17 protein-coding genes are annotated in these 25,077 nt (G+C 46.0%); 13 read left to right on the top strand and 4 right to left on the bottom strand.

Going from position 1 to position 25,077, the window contains the following annotated elements; genetic code table 11:
- Positions 1–20 precede the first annotated feature (20 nt).
- The 6 genes from ACAN56_RS05340 to ACAN56_RS05315 all read left to right on the top strand — a co-directional run bounded on the left by ACAN56_RS05340 (position 21) and on the right by ACAN56_RS05315 (position 12,023).
- The gene (locus ACAN56_RS05340; protein ID WP_379140956.1) at positions 21–1,616 is read left to right on the top strand and encodes an extracellular solute-binding protein; all 1,596 of its coding nucleotides are present in this window, start codon (positions 21–23) and stop codon (positions 1,614–1,616) included.
- A gap of 80 nt (positions 1,617–1,696) precedes the next feature.
- Positions 1,697–2,605 (top strand): ABC transporter permease, encoded by a 909-nt coding sequence (locus ACAN56_RS05335; RefSeq protein WP_379140953.1) that lies wholly within the window; start codon positions 1,697–1,699, stop codon positions 2,603–2,605.
- Positions 2,606–2,618: 13 nt separating this feature from the next.
- The gene (locus ACAN56_RS05330) at positions 2,619–3,497 is read left to right on the top strand and encodes a carbohydrate ABC transporter permease (RefSeq protein WP_379140951.1); all 879 of its coding nucleotides are present in this window, start codon (positions 2,619–2,621) and stop codon (positions 3,495–3,497) included.
- A 44-nt stretch (positions 3,498–3,541) separates the two neighbouring features.
- Positions 3,542–7,027 (top strand): glycoside hydrolase family 2 TIM barrel-domain containing protein, encoded by a 3,486-nt coding sequence (locus tag ACAN56_RS05325; protein ID WP_379140949.1) that lies wholly within the window; start codon positions 3,542–3,544, stop codon positions 7,025–7,027.
- A gap of 706 nt (positions 7,028–7,733) precedes the next feature.
- Positions 7,734–11,303 carry an alpha-amylase family glycosyl hydrolase gene (locus ACAN56_RS05320; RefSeq protein WP_379140947.1) on the top strand — a complete coding sequence of 1,190 codons (3,570 nt, stop codon included), beginning with the start codon at positions 7,734–7,736 and terminating at the stop codon, positions 11,301–11,303.
- 186 nt (positions 11,304–11,489) lie between these two features.
- Entirely contained in the window at positions 11,490–12,023 is a 534-nt protein-coding gene (locus tag ACAN56_RS05315) for a hypothetical protein (RefSeq protein WP_379140945.1), read from the top strand.
- 129 nt (positions 12,024–12,152) lie between these two features.
- Here the strand turns inward: ACAN56_RS05315 and ACAN56_RS05310 are convergent, their stop codons facing one another.
- The gene (locus tag ACAN56_RS05310; protein WP_038595210.1) at positions 12,153–12,626 is read right to left on the bottom strand and encodes a YhcN/YlaJ family sporulation lipoprotein; all 474 of its coding nucleotides are present in this window, start codon (positions 12,624–12,626) and stop codon (positions 12,153–12,155) included.
- A gap of 167 nt (positions 12,627–12,793) precedes the next feature.
- Between ACAN56_RS05310 and ACAN56_RS05305 the strand changes: the two genes are divergently transcribed.
- The 7 genes from ACAN56_RS05305 to ACAN56_RS05275 all read left to right on the top strand — a co-directional run bounded on the left by ACAN56_RS05305 (position 12,794) and on the right by ACAN56_RS05275 (position 22,675).
- Positions 12,794–13,138, top strand: a complete 345-nt coding sequence (locus ACAN56_RS05305) for a hypothetical protein (protein WP_038595208.1) — start codon at positions 12,794–12,796, stop codon at positions 13,136–13,138.
- Between the two features lie 46 nt (positions 13,139–13,184).
- On the top strand, positions 13,185–13,820 hold the full coding sequence (locus ACAN56_RS05300; protein WP_038595206.1) for a class F sortase: 636 nt from the start codon (positions 13,185–13,187) through the stop codon (positions 13,818–13,820).
- On the top strand, positions 13,817–14,953 hold the full coding sequence (locus tag ACAN56_RS05295) for an amidase domain-containing protein (protein ID WP_379140941.1): 1,137 nt from the start codon (positions 13,817–13,819) through the stop codon (positions 14,951–14,953). Before ACAN56_RS05300 ends, ACAN56_RS05295 begins: the two co-directional genes overlap by 4 nt.
- A 93-nt stretch (positions 14,954–15,046) precedes the next feature.
- Positions 15,047–16,528, top strand: a complete 1,482-nt coding sequence (locus ACAN56_RS05290; RefSeq protein WP_379140939.1) for an oligosaccharide flippase family protein — start codon at positions 15,047–15,049, stop codon at positions 16,526–16,528.
- 251 nt (positions 16,529–16,779) lie between these two features.
- Positions 16,780–18,744, top strand: coding sequence for a serine hydrolase domain-containing protein (locus ACAN56_RS05285; RefSeq protein WP_038595199.1), 1,965 nt, complete (start codon positions 16,780–16,782; stop codon positions 18,742–18,744).
- Positions 18,745–19,076: 332 nt separating this feature from the next.
- On the top strand, positions 19,077–21,041 hold the full coding sequence (locus ACAN56_RS05280) for a serine hydrolase domain-containing protein (protein WP_379140937.1): 1,965 nt from the start codon (positions 19,077–19,079) through the stop codon (positions 21,039–21,041).
- 176 nt (positions 21,042–21,217) lie between these two features.
- Complete coding sequence (locus tag ACAN56_RS05275; protein ID WP_379140935.1) at positions 21,218–22,675, top strand: hypothetical protein; 1,458 nt, start codon at positions 21,218–21,220, stop codon at positions 22,673–22,675.
- Positions 22,676–22,784: 109 nt separating this feature from the next.
- Here ACAN56_RS05275 and ACAN56_RS05270 read toward each other — a convergent pair whose 3' ends face one another.
- The 3 genes from ACAN56_RS05270 to ACAN56_RS05260 all read right to left on the bottom strand — a co-directional run bounded on the left by ACAN56_RS05270 (position 22,785) and on the right by ACAN56_RS05260 (position 24,843).
- Complete coding sequence (locus tag ACAN56_RS05270; RefSeq protein ID WP_038595194.1) at positions 22,785–23,501, bottom strand: ABC transporter permease; 717 nt, start codon at positions 23,499–23,501, stop codon at positions 22,785–22,787.
- 17 nt (positions 23,502–23,518) lie between these two features.
- Positions 23,519–24,217 (bottom strand): ABC transporter ATP-binding protein, encoded by a 699-nt coding sequence (locus ACAN56_RS05265; RefSeq protein ID WP_379140932.1) that lies wholly within the window; start codon positions 24,215–24,217, stop codon positions 23,519–23,521.
- A gap of 86 nt (positions 24,218–24,303) precedes the next feature.
- On the bottom strand, positions 24,304–24,843 hold the full coding sequence (locus ACAN56_RS05260) for a PadR family transcriptional regulator (RefSeq protein WP_038595191.1): 540 nt from the start codon (positions 24,841–24,843) through the stop codon (positions 24,304–24,306).
- Between the last annotated feature and the right edge of the window lie 234 nt (positions 24,844–25,077).

Genomic DNA, 25,077 nt, shown 5'->3' with positions numbered 1-25,077 from the left:
AAACGGAGGTCGTCATGTTGATGAAAACATTCAAAAAGAAAAAAATTCACCACTCGGTTATCCTGCTGTTGGGTCTTGCTCTGCTGTCAGCCGGATGCGGCAATTCAAGCAACAGCAATAATGAAAGCGCTTCTAACCCTCCTTCCAATGAAACACCTGCCGCAGAATTCGCTTATCCGATGTCTGGCAGCACGGAGCTCACCTTTATGAACGAACAATTGGGAGGTACTCCGGAAAAACTGCCTATTGATGACGAATACGAAAAGCGTACAGGGATTAAAATCAAGCATTTAGGCGGAACACCCATGACTGACCAGAAATTCAGCCTGCTGCTGGCCTCGGGTGAGCTGCCGGATATTTTTCTGAATACATGGCTGCAGTATCCGGGCGGTCCGGATAAAGCGGTAGAGCAAGGGTACATTCTGAAGCTGAATGACCTGATTGATCAATATGCACCCAATTTGAAGAAGACGCTCCAGGAGCATCCTGAAATCGATAAAATGATCAAAACGGATGACGGCACTTATTATGCCTTCCCGTTCATCCGCTCCGAGGCCGGACGGGTATATGGCGGCCCTATTATCCGCAAGGATTGGCTTGATGAGCTGAACTTGACTGTTCCGGAAACGATTGATGAATGGCATACGGTGCTGACTGCTTTTAAAGAAAAGAAAAATGCAGCTGCGCCTGTAACGTTCCGCACGATGTTCCTGGGCGAACGGACCGGCGGTTTTGCCGGGGCCTATGGATTGATGGGGAACTTTTATATCAATGACGGAAAGGTAGTGTACGGCTACCTGGAGCCCGGATATAAGGATTATCTGACAACGATGGCTCAGTGGTATAAAGAAGGGCTGATTGACAAGGACTTTGCTTCGATTGATTCGGCAACGGTAGACAAGAAGATGACCTCCAAAGTAAGCGGGGCAACGATTGGCTGGCAGTTCTATATCGAGAAGTACAACTCTGCTGCACAGGAAACCGATCCGAACGCCAATTTTGTGGCGGCTCCTTATCCTTCTGCTGCCAAAGGCCAGCTCCCCGAGTTCGGACAACTGGATAATGCCTATGCGGGCACCAGCTCAGCCGCAATATCGGCCACTGCCAAAAATGTCGAAGCGGCGATGCGCTGGCTGGACTACGCCTACACCGAGGAAGGCAGCCTGCTGAATACGTTTGGCGTTGAAGGCACTACGTATACTCTGGAGAACGGCAAACCTGCATATACCGATCTGGTGGTTAAAAATCCGGAAGGTCTCGGCAGTGATCAGGTCATGATGAAATACTCGCACGGAACCAATTTCCCGATGATCCAGCAGGATAACAATCTGCCAGCTAAATATTTGCAAACCACAGAGTCCATCGACATCTGGAAGAAAACCAATCATGAAAGCCATCTGCTTCCACCGATTACACCAACAGCCGAGGAAGCTGATGAAATGAGCAGTATTATGAATGACATTAACGCGCTTGTAAAAGAGATCGAGCTCAAAATTATTCTGGGTACCGAATCCGTTGATAATTACGATAAATATGTTCAGCAGTTGAAAGATATGGGCATTGAGCGGGCACTGGAGATTCAGCAGGCAGCTTATGAGCGTTACATGAAACGGTAGACCCTGTCAGCAGGGGCCGCTATAAATAGGATAAAATGGGCGGCCCCCTTCTTAAGTACTGCAGCAAAGGAGAGAAAGTTATGCTGAAAACCAGATTGGGCAAAGATTTATTGCGCAATAAATGGCTCTACCTGATGATTCTTCCGGTGGTAATTTACTATTTTCTATTTCACTATGTTCCTTTATACGGCACCATTATTGCCTTCAAGCAATTTGTTCCGGCCAAAGGGATTCTGGGCAGCGATTGGGTCGGATTCAAGCATTTTGAGGAGTTTTTCTCCAGCATTTACTTTTTTCGCGTAATTAAGAATACGGTTTTGCTGAGTTTTTTCAACCTGCTATTCGGGTTTCCCGCACCTATTATTCTGGCATTATTGCTGAATGAATTAAAAAGCCCGCTTTTCCGGCGGATTACACAGACCATCACTTATATGCCGCATTTTATTACACTGGTGGTTGTAGCCGGAATCATCCGGTATTTTACCTTATCCGATGGTCTGATTAATGATGTCATTGCCTTTTTTGGCGGCGCCCGGATCTCCTTCCTGCAGCAACCGGAATCCTTCCGCCCCATTTATATAATCAGTGAAATATGGCAGCAGATCGGGTGGGGAACCATCATTTATCTGGCGGCCATCACCGGAATTGACCAGCAGCAGTATGAGGCTGCCAAGATTGACGGAGCGACGAAGCTGCAGCAGATCCGCCACGTTACGCTGCCGGGTATTCTTCCGACCATTATGATTATGCTGATTCTGGCGCTGGGGAATATCATGAACGTCGGTTTCGAGAAGATCATTCTCTTATACAGTGCCAGTATCTATGAGACGGCGGATGTCATATCCACCTATGTTTACCGTAAAGGGATTTTGGAATTCAGCTACAGCTACAGCGCGGCGGTGGGACTATTCAACTCCGTGATCAACTTCACCATTTTGCTGCTCGCCAACTCTTTCAGTAAACGTGCTAGTAACAACAGTCTTTGGTAAGGGGTGGACAACGATGATTAAAACGTCGCTCGGTGAACGTATTTTTGACATTTGCAATGCCATTATTATGGTGCTGCTGATTATTCTGACGCTGTATCCTATGCTCTATATCCTCTTCTCTTCCTTAAGTAAAGGCAACCAGCTGATTTCGTTCAATGGCATCCTGCTGTGGCCGCAAGGGTTTTCCCTGGAGGGCTACAAGGCAGTTCTTAGCAATCCTACGATCCTGTCAGGCTTCAAAAACACTCTTTTCATATTAGTAGTGGGGCTCGGGATTAATATGACGCTGACCTCTCTCGGAGCCTATTTTCTATCCCGGGAAGGGGTGATGCTGCAGAAGCCGATCATGTTCTTTATCGTGTTTACGATGTTTTTTCAGGGAGGACTGGTCCCCTTCTATCTGATTGTGAAATCTTACGGGCTGTTGGACTCCTTATGGGCGCTTATTCTGCCTACGGCTGTCAGCACCTTTAACTTAATCATTATGCGGACCTATTTTATGGCCATTCCGAAGGAACTGGAGGAGTCCGCATTTCTGGACGGAGCCGGTCATTTCACGATCCTGTTCCGGATCTTCATTCCGCTGTCCATGCCGGTTGTTGCTGTACTGATTCTCTATTATGGCGTGGGCCACTGGAACAGCTGGTTTAATGCAATGATCTTTCTGCGGGATCAGGATCTCTATCCGATACAGCTTGTGGTCAGAAACATTATTCTCGAGAACGACAATGCCAGCATGCTTGGGACCACAACCCTGATCCAGAGCCGCGACGTTGCCGAGACATTAAAATATGCGGCCATCATCGTGACAACGGCACCTATTTTGCTCCTGTATCCCTTTTTGCAGAAATATTTTGTTAAAGGTGTTATGGTGGGAGCTTTGAAAGGATAATTAATTGCACTCTGCAATCCACAAACGGGGGGAATCTTATCCATATGAGTATCAACAGAAAACTGAATGCTGGCTGGCATTTCAGTAAGCAGCCGCTTCATTCGGAGCTGGCGAAGGTAGCCGCCGATGCGGACTGGATGCCGGTTTCGCTGCCTCATGATTGGCTGATCTACAACACTCAAGGGCTCTATGAAAACGGAGAAGGCTGGTACCGCAAAATCTTCACCCTGGATGAAGTGCCAGCCCACAGCCGCCTGTCCCTGCGTTTTGAGGGAGTGTATATGAATTCTACGCTTTATGTGAACGGACATGTGGCGGGCGAATGGAAATACGGATACTCGACCTTTGAATTCGATATTACCCCTTATCTGATTGAGGGAGACAATACGATTAATATGCGTGTCATTCATGAATCACCCAATTCCCGCTGGTACTCCGGTGCCGGGATCTACCGCTCTGTGTGGCTGAAGACTTATCCGAAGACTCACATAGCTCCCGATGGCATTTATATTGCCGCCCGGCATGCGGGCGGCGAAGCCTGGACAGTCGATGTGGACTGCGAGCTGCAGGTGGAAGAAGGAGCGGAAACATCAGGCCTGAAGCTCCGCCACACCATTCTGGATGACGGCGGAACGGCAATCGCACATGGGGAATCTGCGCTCCCAGCGCAGGGCGGCGGTCTTATCGTTCATGCCCACAGCCGTCTGACCGTGGACCGGCCGGTGCTCTGGGATATCGGCAATCCCTGTCTGTATACACTCCAGACGGAGCTGCTGGATCAGGATGAAGTTACCGAAGAAGAACGGCAAAGCTTCGGATTCCGCCAGGTGGAATTGGACAGCGAGAGAGGTTTCTTCCTGAACGGCAACCACGTCAAAATTTACGGTGTGTGCCAGCACCATGACCTTGGCTGTCTGGGCGCTGCCGTCAACAAGGCTGCGCTGCGGCGGCAGTTCGTTCTGCTGCAGGAAATGGGTGTGAACGCCATCCGCACCGCGCATAATATGCCTGCGGTTGAATTAATGGAACTGGCGGACGAAATGGGCATGCTTATCGTCTCGGAAGCCTTCGACATGTGGGAGCGCAGCAAAACTCCCTATGACTACGCCCGTTTCTTCCCGGAGTGGTGGAAGAAGGATGTGGCCAGCTGGGTGCGGCGGGACCGCAACCACCCCAGTCTCATCATGTGGAGTATCGGCAATGAGATCTACGACAGCCATGCTGATGCCCGCGGCCAGGAGGTCACAAGGCTGCTGCAGGATGAGGTGCTCTTCCATGATCCCCGGGGCAACGCCTTCGTAACGATTGGCTCCAACTACATGCCTTGGGAGAATGCGCAGAAATGCGCCGATATTGTCAAGGTGGCGGGATACAACTACGGGGAGAAATATTATGACCGCCAGCATCAGGAGCACCCGGACTGGATCATCTATGGCAGCGAGACCTGTTCAACCGTACAGAGCCGGGGGATCTATCATTTCCCGCTGGCCCAGTCAGTGCTGGCCGACGATGATCAGCAGTGCTCCTCCCTCGGTAACAGCTCAACCAGCTGGGGGGCCAAAAGCACGGAGGCCTGCATCACGGCCGACCGCGATGCCAGCTATTCTCTCGGACAGTTTCTGTGGACCGGCTTCGATTATATAGGAGAGCCGACTCCGTACTTCACCAAAAACTCCTATTTTGGACAATTGGACACGGCAGGATTTCCGAAGGATGCTTATTACATTTATCAAGCGGAATGGACGGATTACAGAACCCATCCGATGATCCATATTTTCCCGTACTGGGATTTCTCGGAGGGGCAGCTCATTGATGTCCGGGTTTGCTCGAATGCTCCGCGGATTGAGCTGTTCTTCAATGATGTATCCCAAGGCACCTATGACATCGATCATGTCAATGGCCACAAGCTGCTTGGAGAATGGCAGCTGCCTTATGCTCCGGGAGTCCTCCGTGCTGTTGCCTATGATGATCTGGGCAATGTGATCGCTACGGAGCAGCAATCCTCCTTTGGTGATGCCGCCTCTCTGGTCCTGACTCCCGATAAGCAGCAAATTACGGCTGATGGTGGGGACTTGATCTTTGTTACGATTACCGCAGCTGACAAGGAAGGTCTTCCGGTGGCAAACGCCAATAACCGGGTTAGCCTTAGTATAGAAGGCCCCGGACGTCTGGTTGGTCTGGATAATGGCGACAGCACGGACTACGATCCATACAAGGGTGTAAGCCGCAAGATGTTCAGCGGCAAGCTGCTCGCTGTGATTGCCGGCACCCGGGAGACGGGCACGATCATCCTGCGAGCTTCTTCGCCGGAAATGCCTTCCGCCGGGCTTGTGCTGCAGTCCGCAGCACCGGAGCCCGGAACTGCTGCGGAAGACGGGTTATACCTCTATGCGGACTGTCCTTTGGAGGCAAGGAAAGAACCGGAAGAAATTCAAAGCAGCGTGGCTGCGGAAATTCCTGTGCGCAAGCTGGAATTGATCTGTCCTGAGGGCAATGTCCTTACTGCGGAGCATCCTGCGCTTCCAGTTCGTGTGAAGCTTCATCCGGAGAATGCTACCTTTCAGGATGTAGAGTGGCGTATTACCAATGCCGGAGGGATAGATGCCAATATAGCGACTATTGAGGCGGATGGTCATGAAGCGGTCATTACCGGTCTTGGAGATGGGGATGTGTATATCCGATGTGGCACTACCAACGGTGCTGAGGGGATTCGGCTCTATTCGCAAATGGAATTCAAGCTCACCGGGCTAGGCCAAGCTTATCTGGACCCCTATGAATTTATATCCGCCGGCTATCACAGCAGTGCCAGTCTTAACCTGACCAACGGCAACGATCGCGGCGTTGCAACGGCGCGGGAAGGAGAGAGCCGGATCTGTTTCGAACGGATTGATTTCGGCGACTATGGGGCGGATGAAATCATTCTTCCTATTTTCTCCCTGGACGGCGAAGAGTTCCCGATTGAAATTTGGGAAGGCGTACCGGGAGAACCGGGGGCTGGTCTGCTGTCCATCGTAACCTATCAGAAGCCGTCACAATGGAATGTATATCAGGAGGAAACCTACAAGCTGCCCAAACGTTTGACGGGCATCACTTCTCTCTCCTTTGTCCTGCGGCGGAAGATACACCTGAAAGGGTTCCGCTTTGTCCACAAGCGCAAAGCCTACGAACGGCTCGCCGCTCTTGAGAACAGCCGGATTTATGGCGACAACTTCAACGTCACGGAGACAGCTATCGAAGGCATCGGGAACAATGTCTCTCTCGTGTTTGACGGGATGGACTTTGGAGAGCAGGTTTGTACACGGATTGTAATCTGCGGGCGCTCTGCACTTGAGAACAATACGCTTCATTTGCTGTTCAGCGGTCCCGGGGGCGAATCCAAGCAGCTTGTGGAGTTTGCCGGTTCAGACGGCTACACAGAGCGGGAATTTATCCTCGAGCCTGTAAGCGGCAGCCGGACAGTAACCTTCTTGTTCCTGCCAGGCAGCCAGTTTGATTTCCGGTGGTTTCAGTTCCGGCCTTCTGCTGATTAGGACAATAAATGCTATATAGATTGAACTTAAAAACTGAGATAAGGAAAAGGAGCAATGGAGGGGGATTTTGGAACTGGAGGAGTGGTAGTGTCCGCCTGAAAGCTTTCCGAAGGAAAGCTATCATCGAAAGCATAGGCAGTCTTCGGATTTCTACCGCTAGTAGCGGTTAAAATCAAGAAATTCTTACGACAACAGCGGCCGGAAGTCCAAATATTCACCGTAGTTGCGATGATCCTTTACTCTAAAACCTTAAGTTCAATCTATATAGCTCCAAAACGCAAGATACCCGCAAAGGCGGTGGTCTTGCGTTTTTTTATTTGCGCATGTGGAAAGGGGAGGACCGCTGACCTAACAATTGTTGACAATGTAGCTTAATAATCGACAATCGGGACGAATATATCAGAGATTTTTGTAGCTATAGCGACAGATTAATAGGCAAAGAGATTCATTGACCTGGAAAAGTATGGAGGCTATAATCATAACAGGAAAATTCATTGGAGATATGAAACTCTGTGTAACGGTGTAGCGGATACTTCCTGAAGACTCTAATTGTAAGCGTATACACATGATGGATCTTTCCAAATTACTACCGGAGGAGGAGATCAATGGACCAATGTTGTTAAATTAGAAGATTTTCTTTTTTTTCTCTTTAATGCAAACGTTTGCGCACGCTGTTCCATTAAATTTAGATCAGGAGGTTGTTTATTTGGCACGAAAAACAGCTCGGAGATTAGTTTCATGGTTGGTTATTTTTGCGCTTTGCTTCAGCTTATTCGGCTTATCAGGAGGGGCTTCGGCCAGCGATACCGATTATACGGTCACCTATACAAGTTCTACAGCGACAGCTGTGACATTGCACTGGACTACCAATAACTGGACGAATACTGTGGACACGGCAATGGCCAGGAATGGGACCACATTTACGGCGAACATCAATGTGCCGGAGGGTGCCACACTAATTTATTGTTATCATATTACGGCCCCGACAGATTACTGGGATAGCAATGGCGGGAAAAACTGGACGGTCACAATTCCGGTTACCGGGAAATACGAAGCCGAGAACGCAGGCTTGTCTGGAGGTGCAAAAGTAAATACAAACCACACCGGATATTCCGGGACCGGGTTTGTGGATGGATACACCGCCTCCGGAGCAGCTGCAACTTTCAGCGTCCAGGCGTCCAGTCAGGCCGCCTATAATGCCACTCTCCGCTATGCGAATGCAACGGGCAGCGCCAAAAACCTCTCCATTTATGTCAATGGAATAAAAGTAAAACAGACAACTTTGCCAAGCTTGGCCAATTGGGATACATGGGGCGACCAGACAGAAACGCTCTCCTTGCAGGCCGGAAATAATACGGTTGCTTACAAATACGACTCCACTGACACTGGAAACATTAATATCGACTATGTGACCGTCTCGCCTGGAGCTACTCCGTCGCCTACCGTAACACCGACACCTACATCCACTGCAACACCTACATCCACTGCAACACCGACAGCAACTGCGACACCGACAGCAACAGCAACACCAACACCAACAGCAACACCGACAGCAACAGCAACAGCTACCGCAACACCAACACCAACACCAACACCAACACCAACACCGACGGCAACCGTAACACCGACACCCACAGCTATCGCAGCCGGGGTAACGGTTCACATTAAGAAACCTTCAAGCTGGAATTCAGCGATGCGAATTCATTATTGGAATCTGAGTCCGGCAACCGTTCCAACAAGCGGGGCATGGCCGGGAATTCTGATGAAGTCGGATGGGAACGATTGGTACAGCTATACGATTGCTGATGCCGCGGGCGCGAGTCTGATTTTTAATGACGGCAGCGGCAAACAGACGGGCGATTTGTCCCGCAGTGTGAAGGAGTCCTGGTATTACACGGATAACGTGTGGTATGAAGCCAACCCGGAAATCCCCAAAATTCCAGTGGTTTCAGTCTCTCCTGCACCGAAGACATACGATTCTGCCCAGACAGTGAAACTTTCCAGTACCAATAGCGGCGATAAAATTTACTATACAACAGACGGCTCAACACCTACGACAGCATCGGCCTTGTATACCTCGCCAATTCAGGTGGCTTCCTCTTTGACCATCAAGGCCTTTGCTGTGAACTCATTGGGTCAAGCAGGAAATGTAGTCTCTTTCGCTTATGTGATTGACTTAAATGCCGATTTTCAAGCCCCGACAATCACAGCGAATTTGCCTGTTGGGCATTCTGAGTCCCAGGTCACTGTATCCTTCACGATAAAAGATAACAAGGCAGCAACGACGAGGGCATACTACACAGATGATGGTACGGAACCATCCGCAAGTTCTAAAGCCTATATTTCAGGCAATGCACTGACCGGCTTGACAGGACCTTCCATACTTATCTCCAAAACCACCACTTTGAAGTTCTTAGTGATAGACGGCGCCGGCAATCAAACCACACAAAGCTTTGTCTACAACATTGGTAAGTCGGGAGATTTCCGGGAAGACAGCATTTATTTCGTGATCACTTCGCGGTTCTATGATGGCGATCCGAGCAACAACGTGCACGCATGGGATGATGCCAAGGCGAATAATCCGGATTCGGACCCGGCCTGGAGAGGCGATTTCAAGGGCCTGATTCAAAAGCTCGATTACATCAAAGCTCTCGGATTCAGTGCCATCTGGATTACACCTGTTGTGGAGAATGCGAGCGGTTATGATTATCATGGTTATCACCCGATCAATTTTGCCAAAGTAGACCCAAGGTATGAATCGGCAGGCGCTTCCTATCAGGAGCTGATCCATGCGGCCCATGCCAAAGGGTTGAAGGTTATTCAGGATATCGTCGTTAATCATACCGGTAATTTCGGTGAAGAGAATCTGTTCCCCATGTTCAAGAAAGATGAGACCAAGCCGGACACCGTTAACAACATGCTCAAAATAACCGATAAGCTGCCGGCAAACTATGATTCCATGACACCCGATCAGCAATATCAGGCAAGACTTGCCTTAATGAAGACAGAGGGGACGAATAATAACATTTACCATACGGAGAAAAGTCTTTCCTGGGAATCTTACACCGTACAGACAGGACAGATTGCCGGAGACTGCGTCGACCTCAACACGGAAAATCCTGTAGTTGACCAGTATTTGATAGACTCCTATAACCAATATATTGATATGGGTGTAGATGCTTTCCGTCTCGATACAGTGAAGCACGTGAGCCGGTATATTTTTAATAAATACTTTATTCCTGCCTGGAAGACAAGAGGCGGCTCGGACTTCTTTATCTTTGGTGAAGTGGCCACCCGCTACAGAGATGTATGGAACAGCGGGATTCCGGCAATTTCGACACCATTTTATACCTGGAAATCTTCGAAATCGTATCCGGGCGATAACACAAATGATTACGCTTCCAATAAAGCGTCGGTTGAGCAGGAGTGGGCAGATAACTCGACTACAGCAGGACAGCCTACCTCAAACAATGCTTTCCTGATCGGCAATACCTATCATGCGCCTGATTATTCCATGAAATCGGGTATGGATGTGATTGATTTCCCTATGCATTGGGCCTTCAAGTCAGCACAGGAAGCATTCAGTATGAAAAGCGGTGACCAATTCTATAACGATGCAACCTGGAATGTAACCTACATCGACTCTCATGACTATGCTCCCGACCAGGCTCCGGAAAATCAGCGCTTTGCTGGTACACAGGACACTTGGGCTGAGAATCTCGCTCTGATGTTCACTTTCCGGGGAATCCCCGCCATCTTCTATGGCTCTGAAATTGAATTCAAAAAGGGGTCCGTTATTGATGTAGGTCCAAACGCACCGCTCAGCACAACAGGCCGCGCTTACTACGGTGACCATATTGAAGGCAATGTAACAGTACAAGATTACGGCAGATATACCAATGCTACCGGCACACTTGCGGACTCGCTCAACTACCCTCTGGCCAAACATATCAGACAGCTCAATCTAATCAGAAGAGCGGTTCCTGCTTTGCAGAAAGGTCAGTATTCTACAGAGAATGTAACGGGCAACCTGGCGTTTAAGAGAAGATATACTGACAACGCCAAAGGCATTGACAGCTTTGCATTGGTTACGATTTCGGGCAATGCCACTTTTACCGGAATTCCGAACGGAACTTACGTGGATGCGGTGACCGGCGATTCGAAAAATGTAACCAACGGCACAATTACACTGACATGCTCCGGTAAAGGAAATGCGAGAGTGTATGTGTTAAACGGCAGCGGCGGAATTGGAGTGACGGGTACCTACCTGAAGTAACCAGCAGCATATCTTATTAAAAGAAGCACCTTCAGCCGGTATTTCACCGTACTGAGGGTGCTTCACTTTTATGTAAAGTAATTTACAAAAATTTATTATAATTGAAAACATTATGAAACTTATAGATTATGGCTGGAGTTTATACTTCTGAAATAGAAAACAATGATCAAGTCTGGAGGACTAATCATGAAATATACAAGAAGACAATTGTTAATGGTGAGCTGTTTAGCAGTACTGGTGCTGGGAGGATGCAGCGACGTGTCTAATCATCCAAATAATACAGTTTCTCCTTCTCCTTCTGCAACAGAAAATGAAATCAATACTTTGATATATACCGATCAGCAGAAGAAGGAGATTCTCGCAGCGGCTCAAAAGGCTGGAGTAAAAAAAGTGTATATCCCTAAAATCGGCGGTGGGCCGGACGATTCTTTTGAAGGTATAGAGGTGAAAGAGAATACGTTAATCCTTAAATTCCTGCGTATGGCTATTGCTCAATCTGAAGAAGAGATTGGGCCTGCTGTAGAGGGCAGCGATGAAAAAGAAGTGCAGCTTACCGATGAAGTAAACGGTAAATGGATTCCGGAAGATGAAAGCAGCGTGGCCTTTTTATATTTTAAAATAGTGGATACCTACTTGAGTTATTCTTCGGCCAAACCATTCATCCCCCAAGAGTATGAAGCCTCGGCTCGATCCATGATCCCACTGGAAGTGAATTATTAATTGTCTTGGTGAAGTTGAACCACAACTCGCATTGACCACGGAAAGCTATAACTATTGAAGCACCTATGGGGTGTCCCGGGCAAGCCATTTCATGGCTTTTGGGACACCCCATTTCGTGCTGAGTGAAAGTTAACGTAAAGGGTAAGTTACGGTTCGCCCGATGTCTTTGATGAGTGTAGTTACGTCCTCCGAGAAATTCCGGACAGGATGCCCGTCAAGCGGTTTCATGCCCTGATGGAGACTTTGAATACGCATGTGCAGGTTTTTGTCTGCTGTCACATGCACATTATGATTAGGCAATTCACGTTTTACAGTCCGTACCGCGTCCTGTTCAATGATGGAAAGATTCTCACCTTGTTTTACATCAAGCCCCACAATTGCTTCCTTGTTATGGATGACAACAGTGGCTTTATCTACTCCTCTAATCTTGGAAAGGTCTTTGGCAACCTTATCCGAGTGAGTAGAATCGGCTTTATGAATCATATGTTGTTCCTTTGATTGAGTCTTATATCCATTTGTTGTGTTGTTGTTTTTAGTACCACAGCCCGTGGAAAGGACAACAATTACCAAGGTCATAAGCACTAACATATGCAGTCTTTTCATTAATATCACCTCCATGCCCGTATTTTGCTCAGAGAATAAGGAAATATGTCATTTTATTTATGTTAAATAGTGGAATAAAAACAAGGAGGTGGGATTAATTTACTTCTCTAAAAAAGATCATTGTGGAGATATTAATATTCGGGGAAAAAATTTAAGGAGGGTATAAAATGAAAAAAATTTCTGTAGCAATAATGTCGGTATGTCTAATGCTGTCAGCTGCTTCTGCGGTACAAGCAGCACCAAGTGAACCTCACGCAAAACAAGAAAAGATGCTCCACTCAGAAAAGATTCATAAGGAAAAGATGCACAAAGAGCATGAAAAGAAATTGCACATGAAAAGTCACAAACCAAGCAAGATAAAAGCGGAAAGTGTTAAAGGAAAAAGCATGAAAATAAAAAGTGTTGAAACTAAAGGATTAAAAGCTAAAAGTCTGAAAGCCAAGAGTATTAAGACAAAAGCAACCGAAATGCCAAAATCCGGCTTCGGCGGTGCCAGCGAACAAATGGAATAGGAGGATGAAAGAGGGTTGAATTCTTGACCCTCTTTCTTTTCTAAATATGAAAAAAAAAATCAGCTTGTATATTTTGGTGATTTTTTGTCTGGGGCTTGCCAGTTTATTTGCATCTCAATCCAATAATGGAAATGAAAAAAAAGATGTAGTACTAGAGGCTTTGCCTACTCCAACAGCAGCTTCGCAGCCAACAAAAATTAAAATCATGAAGAAGACGGATGTCTTACCTGTCAAATTTATGCCTGATGTCATTACTATTCCTTCAATTTCAGTCAAGGCCAAATTAAAAAAGGTTGCTGTGCTTGATAATGGTCAGATGGATGTGCCCAAAGATACACAATTGGCGGGTCTTTTATACCCGGGTACGTTACCTGGTGAGAAGGGGAATGTCATTATTGACGGGCATGTGGATAGTTACACAGGGCCAGCAATTTTTTTTAATTTGAAAAAACTAAAACGAGGTGATCCAATTATTGTTACCAGCTTAAAAGGTAATAAATTAACCTACACCGTCGAGTCCGTAGAGATTTTCAAACCCAAGGAAGCACCATTAGAACGCATATTCGGCAAAAGCGATGATTACCGCTTGAATCTTATTACTTGTACTGGCCGTTACAGCAGAAAGAAAAAGGAACATGAACAAAGATTGGTTATTTTCGCTAAATTAGGTGGGGAACTATGAAACGAGGCACACACATAAAATATATATACAAAATAGTTGTGATGATATTGGTTATGACCATTCTGCCATTTTCAACAAATGCGGCAGTTGCTAAACAAAATAAGGCGGACCATGAAATTAAATCTGCATTGGATGACTTATACAGGGTCAGAGCTGAAGCAATAATCAGCCAAGACCTTCAAAAAGTAAAGGATTATTACCTTGATGATAAAGCCAGTCAAATTGCACTGCAGCATGAAAAAAACAGAATGAAATACTTAAATAAATGGTCAAATAAAAGAGCTATTCAATTGACACATTCTCAAAGCACTATTCGGATTGTCCGTCAGAGTATTGCAGGAGATCAAGCTGTAGTCTCACTTGTGCAATCCCACAAAGTTGGATATATCTATACAAACAAAATTTTGCCAGAGCAATTTTTCGGAGTTGGAACAAGGCATTTCATTACATTGAAAAAAAGAAACGGACTTTGGAAAGTTTCCAGGGAATGGTACTTAGATCCTTTGGATGAGAATCCGGATAAGGTTACAGAAGGATTAGACGGGCTAGCCCCTTCCGTTAAGCCACAATCCTCCGATCATACCAGCAACAAAATGTATAACCGCGATCGTGCTGTCCGTTATGCCAACAAGTATGCCGGAGCTGCTTGGGGGGCCGGTAATCAGCATCGGTACAATAACAAATATATGGATTACACAAGTAAAGGAGGGGACTGTACAAATTTTGCTTCCCAGGTCATCGGAGATGCTGAGGAGGGCGGGGGTTTAGCCGTGGCAGGGAACTGGCGTTATTTTAAAAATTCAGGTGGAACCCAAACCTGGGTTCAAACAGATTCCTTGAGTCGCTTCCTTATAAGATCTGGATATGGCAAGCTTATTGCTAAGGGTAATTATCTGCAAATTACCAGCCCCTCTGATAAATACCCTGAAGGTGCGATTTCCATGCTGAAGCCTGGGGATCTCATCGGTTATATATTGCATGATGATGATACGGATCATTTCTCCATCGTTGTCGGATTTGATGATTATGGCTATCCGTTAGTTAATTCACACACCGCTGACCGTTATCGGGTTCCTTTTGATTTAGGATGGGACAGAGATACTAGATATCAGTTATTTCACATCAAAGATTGAGCAAATGAGTGAAATTAAGGCTTGTCAGCATATCAGGGGCTCACTGTTCATACACATAGAAATAAGAACCTTTATGTGATGCAGGAGGGGAAAATGAGGATACCCCGGCTTATCAAACAATTCGTGATCAGAGCCGGCGCCATGTTCGTAGTGAAGTTGATTGGACTCGTCGGCCGGGTGATCCTTACAAGAATCATTGGCGCAGAAGGAATAGGACTGTATCAAATTTCCTATTCCTTTTACGGATTTATCTTGATGCTTACCAGCGGATTTCCAACGACACTTGCTATTGCAACAGCTAAAGCACCTAAACAGGGTTGGGGATTTTTAAAAATAGTATCGCTATGTCTTATTCTTTCCTGTGGCCTTCTTAGTCTTGGGGTTTTCTGGAATTCATCAGATGTTGCCGGGTTTCTGAGTAATCCTGGACTGGAATATGCGATTCGCAGTCTTTCCTTATCTTTATTTGCAGTACCTCTTCTGGGCTTGGTACGAGGGTACCTGCAAGGGCTGAAGCAATTTGGGATAATCGCACTCTCGGAGATTGTTGAGCAGTCGTTCAGATTTATTTTTATGCTGTTGCTTGTTGGTCAGTTCTTGTCACTCGGTGTAGAGCGGGCAATTGGATATGGATTATACGGCACTTTCATGGGCGCATTTATCTCATTTAGTATGTTGACTATTTTCATTTCACTTAATAAAGAAACTATATCTTCATACAGGAGCAGAGATTCATTTATAACACTCTCTTGGTTTGTGAGAACTTCGTTGGCAATCTCCGCTACCCGTCTGTTTATTCCGCTTTCAGAATTTGTTGATGCTCTTCTTGTTCCCAATCGTCTCGTTGCAGCAGGCTACAGTGCTTCTGAAGCAACCGCTTTATACGGAGTTATTTATGGAATGGCCGTCATTGTAGTTTATGCACCTACACTGTTTACCGGAGCATTGAGTCATATCTTAACGAGTCACATTGTTGCTGAGTGGCAAAAGGGAGACAAAAGAAAGTTCATTAGCATCTGTAATACTGCCTTATACACATGCTGGTTATGGGGAGGAGTAACCGGTTTGTTTTTATTTGTGTATGCAGATGAACTGTCTTTTTACATTTTTAATACGGACAGCGCAAGTCATGTGATTAGAGCCTTAGCCCCTATCCCTCTGATCGTTGGTTTTCGTGAGATTTCCACCAGTATTTTATGGGCTCAGGATAATAGGAAAGATCCCTTCTTTGGACTTCTTTCCGGAATCGCATGTTCAATAATCATCCAATATTTTTTAGTGGCTATCCCCGGGTTTGGTTATAAGGGGGCTGCTATTGCAATAATTGTACTTGAATTGGTTGCGTCTATATGGAATATGAAAGTTTTACGCAACAAGGAGGTTGCCTTTAAAGGAATAGTGAAACCCTTACTATATGATTTTACATTCGGAATCTGTATTTTGTTGGGAATGATAAATTTATTCCAAGGCTCCGAATATATCATGAATTTGTGGCGATTTATAACTATAACTATGTTATATTTTATGACCTCGGGAATTTATATTTATTTACGGTGCATACGAAAAATATTATAACAGCCAGCCATACATACAGAACTGACTTCCAAGGTTCAAACTATAAGAATGAAGCAGGCAGCACATTTAAGAAACGGTTAAGAATCAAATAAAGATTGTTAAGAATTGATTGAGTAAACTAGAAAGGGTATAGGATACCGATGCAGACAAAGGAGGGAGTTACCAGATGACATCATAGTTGAAACCTACGGACAAACTATTTAGACCCTTTTGCTTATGGAGTGCTAACCAATTCTATGATTAGGAGATTTATGATGAAAAAAATCCTCGGGCTGGCCCTTGCCACCTTGCTTATACTGCCTTCAACAGCACTGGCGAAAGCTGAACCCGTTCAGCGCTCAGACGCAAAGTTGGAACAGGCAGATGTAAAGGAATTCACCAATCAGTTTTTTAAACAGAAAGAAATTCAAGAACAGCTTGTAGGAGCTGCAGTTGTTGTGGTTAAAGATGGCAAGGTATTGCTTAACCAAGGTTACGGTTACGCTGATGTTGCCGCCAAGAAACCTTTCGATGCAGATAAGACCGTATTTCGTCTGGCTTCCGTCTCCAAGCTGCTTACCTCTGTGGGGATCATGCAGTTAGCGGAGGCAGGCAAGGTTGATTTGAATAAGGATATACAGGGCTATTTGCCTCATCTGCAAATTCCGAATCCAACAGGGTCCCCGCTTACTCTTAAGCATTTGATGACTCATACTTCGGGTTTTGATTTAGGGGGCTCCCTTGAGCCTGGTAAAGCCTACAGCTTGGAGGATTTTGTAAAAGCAACAGTACCTACTGTTATCCGTAAACCTGGTGAAGCCTACAGATATAACAATTATGGATTTTCTCTGCTGGGCTACATTATCGAACAGGTGAGCGGCTCAACCTTTGAAGAATATATGAAAAAGGGCTTGTTCGAACCCTTAGGTATGGATAACAGTAATGTGCTGTTCAACAGTGAGGTAAAGAAGGCCATTGCTACCCCTTATGACATTACACTGAAACCTCTAGCACAGCTCCCCAATATCCCTGACAGCGGTCCGGAAGGACACATGTTCTCAACAGGCAGTGACATGGCGAAATTCCTTCAGGCGATGGTTAACTATGGACAACAGGGTTCTAAACGCATCTTAACGAAAGATTCAGTCTTGGAGATGGAGAAGAACAGTGTGACTATTCATCCTGATATGCCGGGGAGCGGTTATGGCCTGGAGACTATTTATCCGTCGTCTTACAATGGATACACTGTCGTTGAGAAGGGTGGCGATTTACCGGGATTTCATAGCAATCTATGGTTGCTGCCTGAAGAGAATACGGGAATATTCATTGTGCTTAACAGTGATAAAGGCAACCTCCGGGCCCCATTCTTTGAGCAGTTTATGAACCGCTATTTCCCTGACAAAGGGATAAGTCCTGTGATCAAAACGCCGAAGCCTACGCAAGAGCAACTGCATCCGTTCGAAGGGTTATATCGGGATTTGAGTATGCCTGGCTGGACCTACGATATTAAGGCCGGTGAGGGAACTCTGCTGGTGTCAGATCCTTTGGGAGAGCATGTCTTACGCCAGTCTAAGGATCTGCTGTTCTATGATGAGGAGGGATTACCTGCCGGCTTCCAAGCGGATAAAGACGGTAACATGGAATACTTCTCCTACAACAAAGCGGGGAGCTGGTCTGAGAAGCTTCCTGAGCCTGCAAAATATTCTGATGTTCCAGAGGATCACCCTTACGCAAAATATATTTATGAGCTCGTTCAATTGGGTGTGATTCAGCAGGATCAGGATACATTTAAGCCGGAAGAACCTATGACAAGGGGCAAATTTATTGCCCGGTTGTTCAAGTTTACAGATTTCCCGCTTTCTACAAGGCCTAGCCAGTTTAGCGATACTAAGGGGCATCCGTATGAGGCAGTTATTCAGACTGCAGTTGAAAGCGGAGTCGTATCGGGATTTTCGGATGGAAGCTTCCGCCCGGATGAGCTTGTGACCCGAGAGCAGGCAGCAACTATGATATGGAGGCTGGTGAAGCAAAATTTAATGGTTGAACCTGTAAAGGCTGAGTTAAGCGAGGATGTCAGCCCTTGGGCATCTGAAGGTGTACAATTCGTAGTGGGCCTTCATATTTATGGTCCTGATGTTGCAGTAACAAATGGAACAGTACAATATCGGCCGAAGGATATACTGTTAAATCAAGAATCTGCTGTGCTGATAGGATTGATTATTCAGAATTTGTTCTAATGTAAAAGCGAAGCTGAAATACAAACAAGACCCGCAGAAGGGATGGATGCCCCATCCCTCTGCGGGTCTTTAATTTTTGGAGGATCACAACTGGAGCACCCCCTCCTACACCCTAAATACTACCACGAAATGCTGTTGGCTGCGTTTTTAAGAAACAGTTAAGAATCAAATAAAGATTGTTAAGAATTGATTGAGTAAACTAGAAAGGGTATAGGATACCGATGCAGACAAAGGAGGGAGTTACCAGATGACATCATAGTTGAAACCTACGGACAAACTATTTAGACCCTTTTGCTTATGGAGTACTAACCAATTCTATGATTAGGAGATTTATGATGAAAAAAATCCTCGGGCTGGCCCTTGCCACCTTGCTTATACTGCCTTCAACAGCACTGGCGAAAGCTGAACCCGTTCAGCGCTCAGACGCAAAGTTGGAAGAGGCAGATGTAAAGGAATTTACCAATCAGTTTTTTAAACAGAAAGAAATTCAAGAACAGCTTGTAGGAGCTGCAGTTGTTGTGGTTAAAGATGGCAAGGTATTGCTTAATCAAGGTTACGGTTACGCTGATGTTGCCGCCAAGAAACCTTTCGATGCAGATAAGACCGTATTTCGTCTGGCTTCCGTCTCCAAGCTGCTTACCTCTGTAGGTATCATGCAGTTGGCTGAGGCAGGCAAGGTTGATTTGAATAAGGATATACAGGGCTATTTGCCTCATCTGCAAATTCCTAATAAAACAGGGTCCCCGCTTACTCTTAAGCATTTGATGACCAATACTTCGGGTTTTGATTTAGGCGGGTCCGCTGATCCTGCTAAAGCCTACAGCTTGGAGGAATATGTAAAAGCAACAGTACCCACTGTTACCCGTAAACCTGGTGAAGCCTACAGATATAACAATTATGGATTTTCTCTGCTGGGCTACATTATCGAACAGACGAGTGGCTCAACCTTTGAAGAATATATGAAAAAGGGCTTGTTCGAACCCTTAGGTATGGATAACAGTAATGTGCTGTTCAACAGTGAGGTGAAGAAGGCCATTGCTACCCCTTATGATATAACACTGAAGCCTGCAGCACAGATTCCCAATATCCCTGATAGCGGTCCGGAAGGAGGCATGTTCTCAACAGGCAGTGACATGGCGAAATTCCTTCAGGCGATGGTTAACTATGGACAACAGGGTTCTAAACGCATCTTAACGAAAGACTCAGTCTTGGAGATGGAGAAGAACAGTGTGACTATTCATCCTGATATTCCGGGGAGCGGTTATGGCCTGGAGACTATTTATCCGTCGTCTTACAATGGATACACTGTCGTTGAGAAGGGTGGCGATTTACCGGGATTTCATAGCAATCTATGGTTGCTGCCTGAAGAGAAAACGGGAATATTCATTGTGTTTAACAGTGATAAAGGCAACCTCCGGGCCCCATTCTTTGAGCAGTTTATGAACCGCTATTTCCCTGGCAAAGGGATAAGTCCTGTGATCAAAACGCCGAAGCCTACGCAAGAGCAACTGCATCCATTCGAAGGGTTATATCGGGATTTGCGTATGCCTGGCTGGACCTACAATATTAAGGCCGGTGACGGAACTCTGATGGTGTCTGATCCCCGGGGAGAGCATGTCTTACGCCAGTCAAAGGATATGCTGTTCTATGATGAGGAGGGAGTGCCTGCCGGCTTCAAAGCGGATAAAGACGGGAACATGGAATACTTCTCTTACAACAAGGAGGGGAGCTGGTCTGAGAAGCTTCCTGAGCCTGCGAAATATTCTGATGTTCCAGAGGATCATCCTTATGCAAAATACATTTATGAACTCGTTCAATTGGGTGTGATTCAGCAGGATCAGGATACATTTAAGCCGGAAGAACCCCTGGCAAGGGGCAAATTTATTGCCCAGTTGTTCAAGTTTACAGATTTCCCGCTTTCTTCAACTCCTAGCCAGTTTAGCGATACTAAGGGTCATCCGTATGAGGCAGTTATTCAGACTGCAGTTGAAAGCGGAGTCGTATCGGGATTTTCGGATGGAAGCTTCCGCCCGGATGAGCCTGTGACCCGGGAGCAGGCAGCAACTATAATATGGAGGCTGGTGAAGCAAAATTTAATGGTTGAACCTGTAAAGGCTGAGCTAAGCGAGGATGTCAGCCCTTGGGCATCTGAAGGTGTACAATTCGTAGTGGGCCTTCATCTGTATGGTCCTGATGTTGCAACGACTAATGGAACAGTACAATATCGGCCGAAGGATATGCTGTTAAATCAAGAATCTGCTGTGCTGATGGGATTGCTTTTTCAAAATTTGTTCTAATGTAAAAGCGATGCTGAAATACAAACAAGACCCGCAGAAGGGATGGATGCCCCATCCCTCTGCGGGTCTTTAATTTTAGGAGGAGCTTGACCTTGCAGTATACTTCAACCTTTATAATGGAATCAGTGATGAAGAAAAGTATTAAGTTGAGCTACAGCAAAAAGGAGCTATGTACTATGAATAGCAACATCCTTCCTGACAAAGATAAGCTATGGTATTGGCAAGAAGAGCTGAATAGAGTCGGTCCGCGATTTACTGGAAATAAGGCACATAGAAAGCTGATTGATTTTTTCGAACAAGAATTAACGGACATGGGACTGAAAGTCAACCGGGACAAGCATGTATTCACAAAATGGGAAGCGAAGCAATGGAGTCTGTCTGTGCAGGCGGAACATGGCGGCATAGAGGAATATCCCGTTACGTCCTACTACCCCTATTCAGGAACAACCACAGAGGATGGCGTTGTGGGTGAACTGATCTATTGTGGTTCAGGACCCGGAAATTTCAAACAGGCGGCTGGAAAAATCGCGATTGTGGAAGTAACCGTTTCTAAACTTCCCTCTTCGGTAGCACTTAGAAAAAGAACCTCGTTTCCTAAAAGCGCAAAGCTTCCTTTCGGACTAAGAAATTCTGTTGTTAGTTCGTTAATGAAAGGTCCGGATTTAGTAGAGGCACAACAAGCTGGAGTGTTAGGCGTGATATGTGTCTGGAAAAAGATATCCGCAGAAAACGTTAGGGGGCAATACCTTCCATTCACAACTGCACTTAAAGACTGTCCGGCTCTATGGGTAGACGGGAACACAGGAGATCAATTGAAGCAGCTAGCCTTCCGGCATGCTAAAGCACGTTTAGTGCTGCATGCTGAAATCGAGGAAAATGCAGATAGCGATACGCTTTATGCCATTCTTCCGGGAACGAATAGAAGCGAAAATATCCTGATCAATACCCATACAGACGGACCGAATGCCTGTGAGGAAAACGGAGGGGTTGGCCTGCTGGCGATGGCAGAGTATTTCTCAAAGCTTCCATTGGAACAGCGTCAAAGGGACTTAGTGCTTGTGTTCGTTACAGGCCACTTCCAAATTCCGCAATTCGGCATACAGGGTCAAGCCACTACACGCTGGCTGCAAGATCATCCTGAACTTTGGGACGGAGAAGGAGGCCATCAGAAGGCGGTGGCAGGTCTTACACTGGAGCACTTGGGATGCAGGGAATGGAAAGATAATCAGGAGAATAGCCAATACAGCGACACCGGAAATCTTGAAACTGAACTTGTGTATACAGCAAATGAGATGATGAATACAATTTATTTGGATTCGCTTAAGGGAAGAACGAAAGTGAGAAGTATATCGTTGAAACCGATAAACAATATACATTTCGGCGAAGGGCAACCGTTATTTGACGCCGGGATACCGAATATCTCACTTGTTCCAGCGCCTGACTATTTATGTGCAACAGGACCCAACGGATATTTAGACAAACTGGACATTGATTTTATGGATGAGCAGATAGGGTCATTTATTAAAATGACAACCGTTATTGACCGTACCCCGGTAGAAGTATTAGGTCAACCAGAACCTTATGCCAAAGGACTTCTGGGTTTCTTGGTAAAGGACGCAAACGAAAAGCAATAAGCAGAAAGCAAGACTTTTGAAACAGACGGAGAAAGATAAAGCAATAAAACAGCGGCATTTTGGGCGTGTTTTTCTGTCTGGACTGCCGCTGTTTAGATCTGCGGGATACTTATATATCAGCATATCTGAATGTTCTTAATGCCAATAAAAAGGTGGCAATCCCCACCAGTGACAATAGCCCCATACTTATAAAGTAGCCGGACCACTCCAAGGCCAGAGAATTGCGTAATCCGTTGATAAACCATTGAAAAGGGTTAATCCGGTTGAGCATCTGCACCCAGCCCGGGGCATTATCCAAGGAGTAAAATGCGCTGCTGCAAAGCAATAGCGGAATAGTAATCATATTCGTTAGGATACTTACATTGCTCTCCGTCCGGCTCAGGCTGGCGGCAAAAAAGCTCAGGAAAACATAGCCAATCGTAGCGATAATTATCACCGGTATCAATGCAACAATCGAACGTACTGCAATATTCAGCTCAAAAACAAAAATACCTGATATCAATACGAGGATTGCACACACAAGAGAAGTCAGTGTCCATGCACCTGAAATACTGCATATATATTTCCAGAGAGACATAGGGGTTACACGCAGCAGATTGTATACACCTCTTCGGCGCTGTGTCAGGACCGCGAAGGATGTGGTCATGAACGAATAGAACAAAATGCTGACAGCCATCATGCCGGTTAGTATGCGCTCAGGGTAATCCGGAGATTGTATAAACATTCCCAAGCCAATGGTTCCGCCTATCGGTAACACAATCGACCAAAATAATAAAAATGGATCACGGGTTGCTGATTTAAGCGTAAGTTTGAAGATAGTTTTCATTGTATTTTCCTCCCAATCTAAGCATTATCGGTCAACTGAAGATATAGATCTTCCAGTTTTTCAGCATGATATTGCTGCAACAAGTCTTCCGGTTGTCCCTCAGCAATGATTTGTCCGTTGTCCATCAAAATCAAGCGGTCAGCGATACGGGATACTTCCTCCATATCATGAGAGGAGAACAGCACAGTCACTTTGTTCCCGGCAAGCCGCTCAATCATTCTTCTAATCTCTTGACGTGCCCGGGGGTCAAGCCCAGCCGCTGGTTCATCAAGAACAATTAAATCGGGATTGTGTATCGCAGTGACTGCAATGGCAAGCCGCTTTTGCTGTCCGCCGGACAAACGGGCGGCTGGTGTTTTTCCTGCATCTGCTAAGTTGCATTCCTCCAGCTTGTTTCGTATTTGCGCCTTGCTTAGCTTCACATGATAAAGTGCCGCAAAAAGTGCAAGATTCTCTTCAGCTGTGTATCCTTCAAAAAATGGAGTCGATTGGAGCTGCACACCTATATGTGCACGGTAATCGTCCCTCCAGCGTGTGATTTCGCCGGAATCCGGCTGCAATATCCCCAACAGCATCGCCAAGGTGGTTGATTTTCCGGCTCCGTTTGTGCCAATCAGAGCAAGAACTTCTCCTTGCCTGATTTCCAGGTCAATTCCCTTTACTACCTCACGGTTACGGAATTGCTTGTGGATACCTTTGGCTTCAATGAGGTTCATTCTTTCCACTCTCCTTTACTTCACATTGTTTATTCATCGTTGAGTATAGGGGCATTTTTTTCTCCCTCAGTTATGAGGGAGAGTGTTTATTCCTGCGTATCCAAAAGCGCCAGCGCCTTTTCAACAAAATCCTGCTGCTGCCGGATAATGGCGAACATATTATCCATGATCAACATGACCATTGGAGGGATGTTATGCTGCATGGCTGCATCTTTGGCTTCAAAACCTTGCTTCACAGCGTCGTATTCGTCCTGTAGAGTGCTGCGCTGCTGTTCTAATGCTCTTCGGCATTCCTCCGGCGACAGTTTTTCATAAAAGGATAAACCGGAATACATCTTCGAAGGGTATAGCACAGAAGAAGCTTTTAGCGCATCGCTGATCAGCTCCTGCAGATACTGTTTTCCGGATTCAGTAATGGTGTAAATCGCCTTTTGGCGATGCCCGGTCTGTTCAATGCTTGTGACCGCAACATAACCCTCCAGCTCCATTTTTTTCAGTGCATGATAAATAGAACCGATCAGCACCCCACCCCAGCGTTCCGCATCTGTCATCTGCAGCCCCTGCTGTACATCATAACCAGACATAGGCTGAACATTCAGCATTCCAAGTACAAGTAATCGTGTCAATCGTTTTCCACCTCCATTACTCAACGTTGAATATTGTATAATGACTATTTGACTCTGTCAAGTTGATATGTAATCCGGTTATACAAGCATGACGGATATTATGTGAAAATGGCCGTCGCCTGGGCAGTTTCAATGTGCTATATCAAACTGCCCGAGGCAACGATGGCCTACTTGGAAAAGAATTCATTGGATGACTTCACCGAAACGGATGATCTCCTCAAAATGAGATAGCGT

Source organism: Paenibacillus paludis (assembly GCF_042610515.1).
In the GTDB taxonomy this organism is placed as follows: domain Bacteria; phylum Bacillota; class Bacilli; order Paenibacillales; family Paenibacillaceae; genus Paenibacillus_AQ.
Note: the sequence above shows the minus strand (reverse complement) of the source record. Positions and strands in the feature narration are given on the sequence as shown.

Excerpts from the sequence above, each read along its gene's own strand:
- ACAN56_RS05340 (WP_379140956.1), top strand. The coding sequence starts at position 21 with ATGAAAACATTCAAAAAGAAAAAAATTCACCACTCGGTTATCCTGCTG.
- ACAN56_RS05335 (WP_379140953.1), top strand. The coding sequence starts at position 1,697 with ATGCTGAAAACCAGATTGGGCAAAGATTTATTGCGCAATAAATGGCTC.
- ACAN56_RS05330 (WP_379140951.1), top strand. The coding sequence starts at position 2,619 with ATGATTAAAACGTCGCTCGGTGAACGTATTTTTGACATTTGCAATGCC.
- ACAN56_RS05325 (WP_379140949.1), top strand. The coding sequence starts at position 3,542 with ATGAGTATCAACAGAAAACTGAATGCTGGCTGGCATTTCAGTAAGCAG.
- ACAN56_RS05315 (WP_379140945.1), top strand. The coding sequence starts at position 11,490 with ATGAAATATACAAGAAGACAATTGTTAATGGTGAGCTGTTTAGCAGTA.
- ACAN56_RS05310 (WP_038595210.1), bottom strand. The coding sequence starts at position 12,626 with ATGAAAAGACTGCATATGTTAGTGCTTATGACCTTGGTAATTGTTGTC.
- ACAN56_RS05305 (WP_038595208.1), top strand. The coding sequence starts at position 12,794 with ATGAAAAAAATTTCTGTAGCAATAATGTCGGTATGTCTAATGCTGTCA.
- ACAN56_RS05300 (WP_038595206.1), top strand. The coding sequence starts at position 13,185 with ATGAAAAAAAAAATCAGCTTGTATATTTTGGTGATTTTTTGTCTGGGG.
- ACAN56_RS05295 (WP_379140941.1), top strand. The coding sequence starts at position 13,817 with ATGAAACGAGGCACACACATAAAATATATATACAAAATAGTTGTGATG.
- ACAN56_RS05290 (WP_379140939.1), top strand. The coding sequence starts at position 15,047 with ATGAGGATACCCCGGCTTATCAAACAATTCGTGATCAGAGCCGGCGCC.
- ACAN56_RS05285 (WP_038595199.1), top strand. The coding sequence starts at position 16,780 with ATGATGAAAAAAATCCTCGGGCTGGCCCTTGCCACCTTGCTTATACTG.
- ACAN56_RS05280 (WP_379140937.1), top strand. The coding sequence starts at position 19,077 with ATGATGAAAAAAATCCTCGGGCTGGCCCTTGCCACCTTGCTTATACTG.
- ACAN56_RS05275 (WP_379140935.1), top strand. The coding sequence starts at position 21,218 with ATGAATAGCAACATCCTTCCTGACAAAGATAAGCTATGGTATTGGCAA.
- ACAN56_RS05270 (WP_038595194.1), bottom strand. The coding sequence starts at position 23,501 with ATGAAAACTATCTTCAAACTTACGCTTAAATCAGCAACCCGTGATCCA.
- ACAN56_RS05265 (WP_379140932.1), bottom strand. The coding sequence starts at position 24,217 with ATGAACCTCATTGAAGCCAAAGGTATCCACAAGCAATTCCGTAACCGT.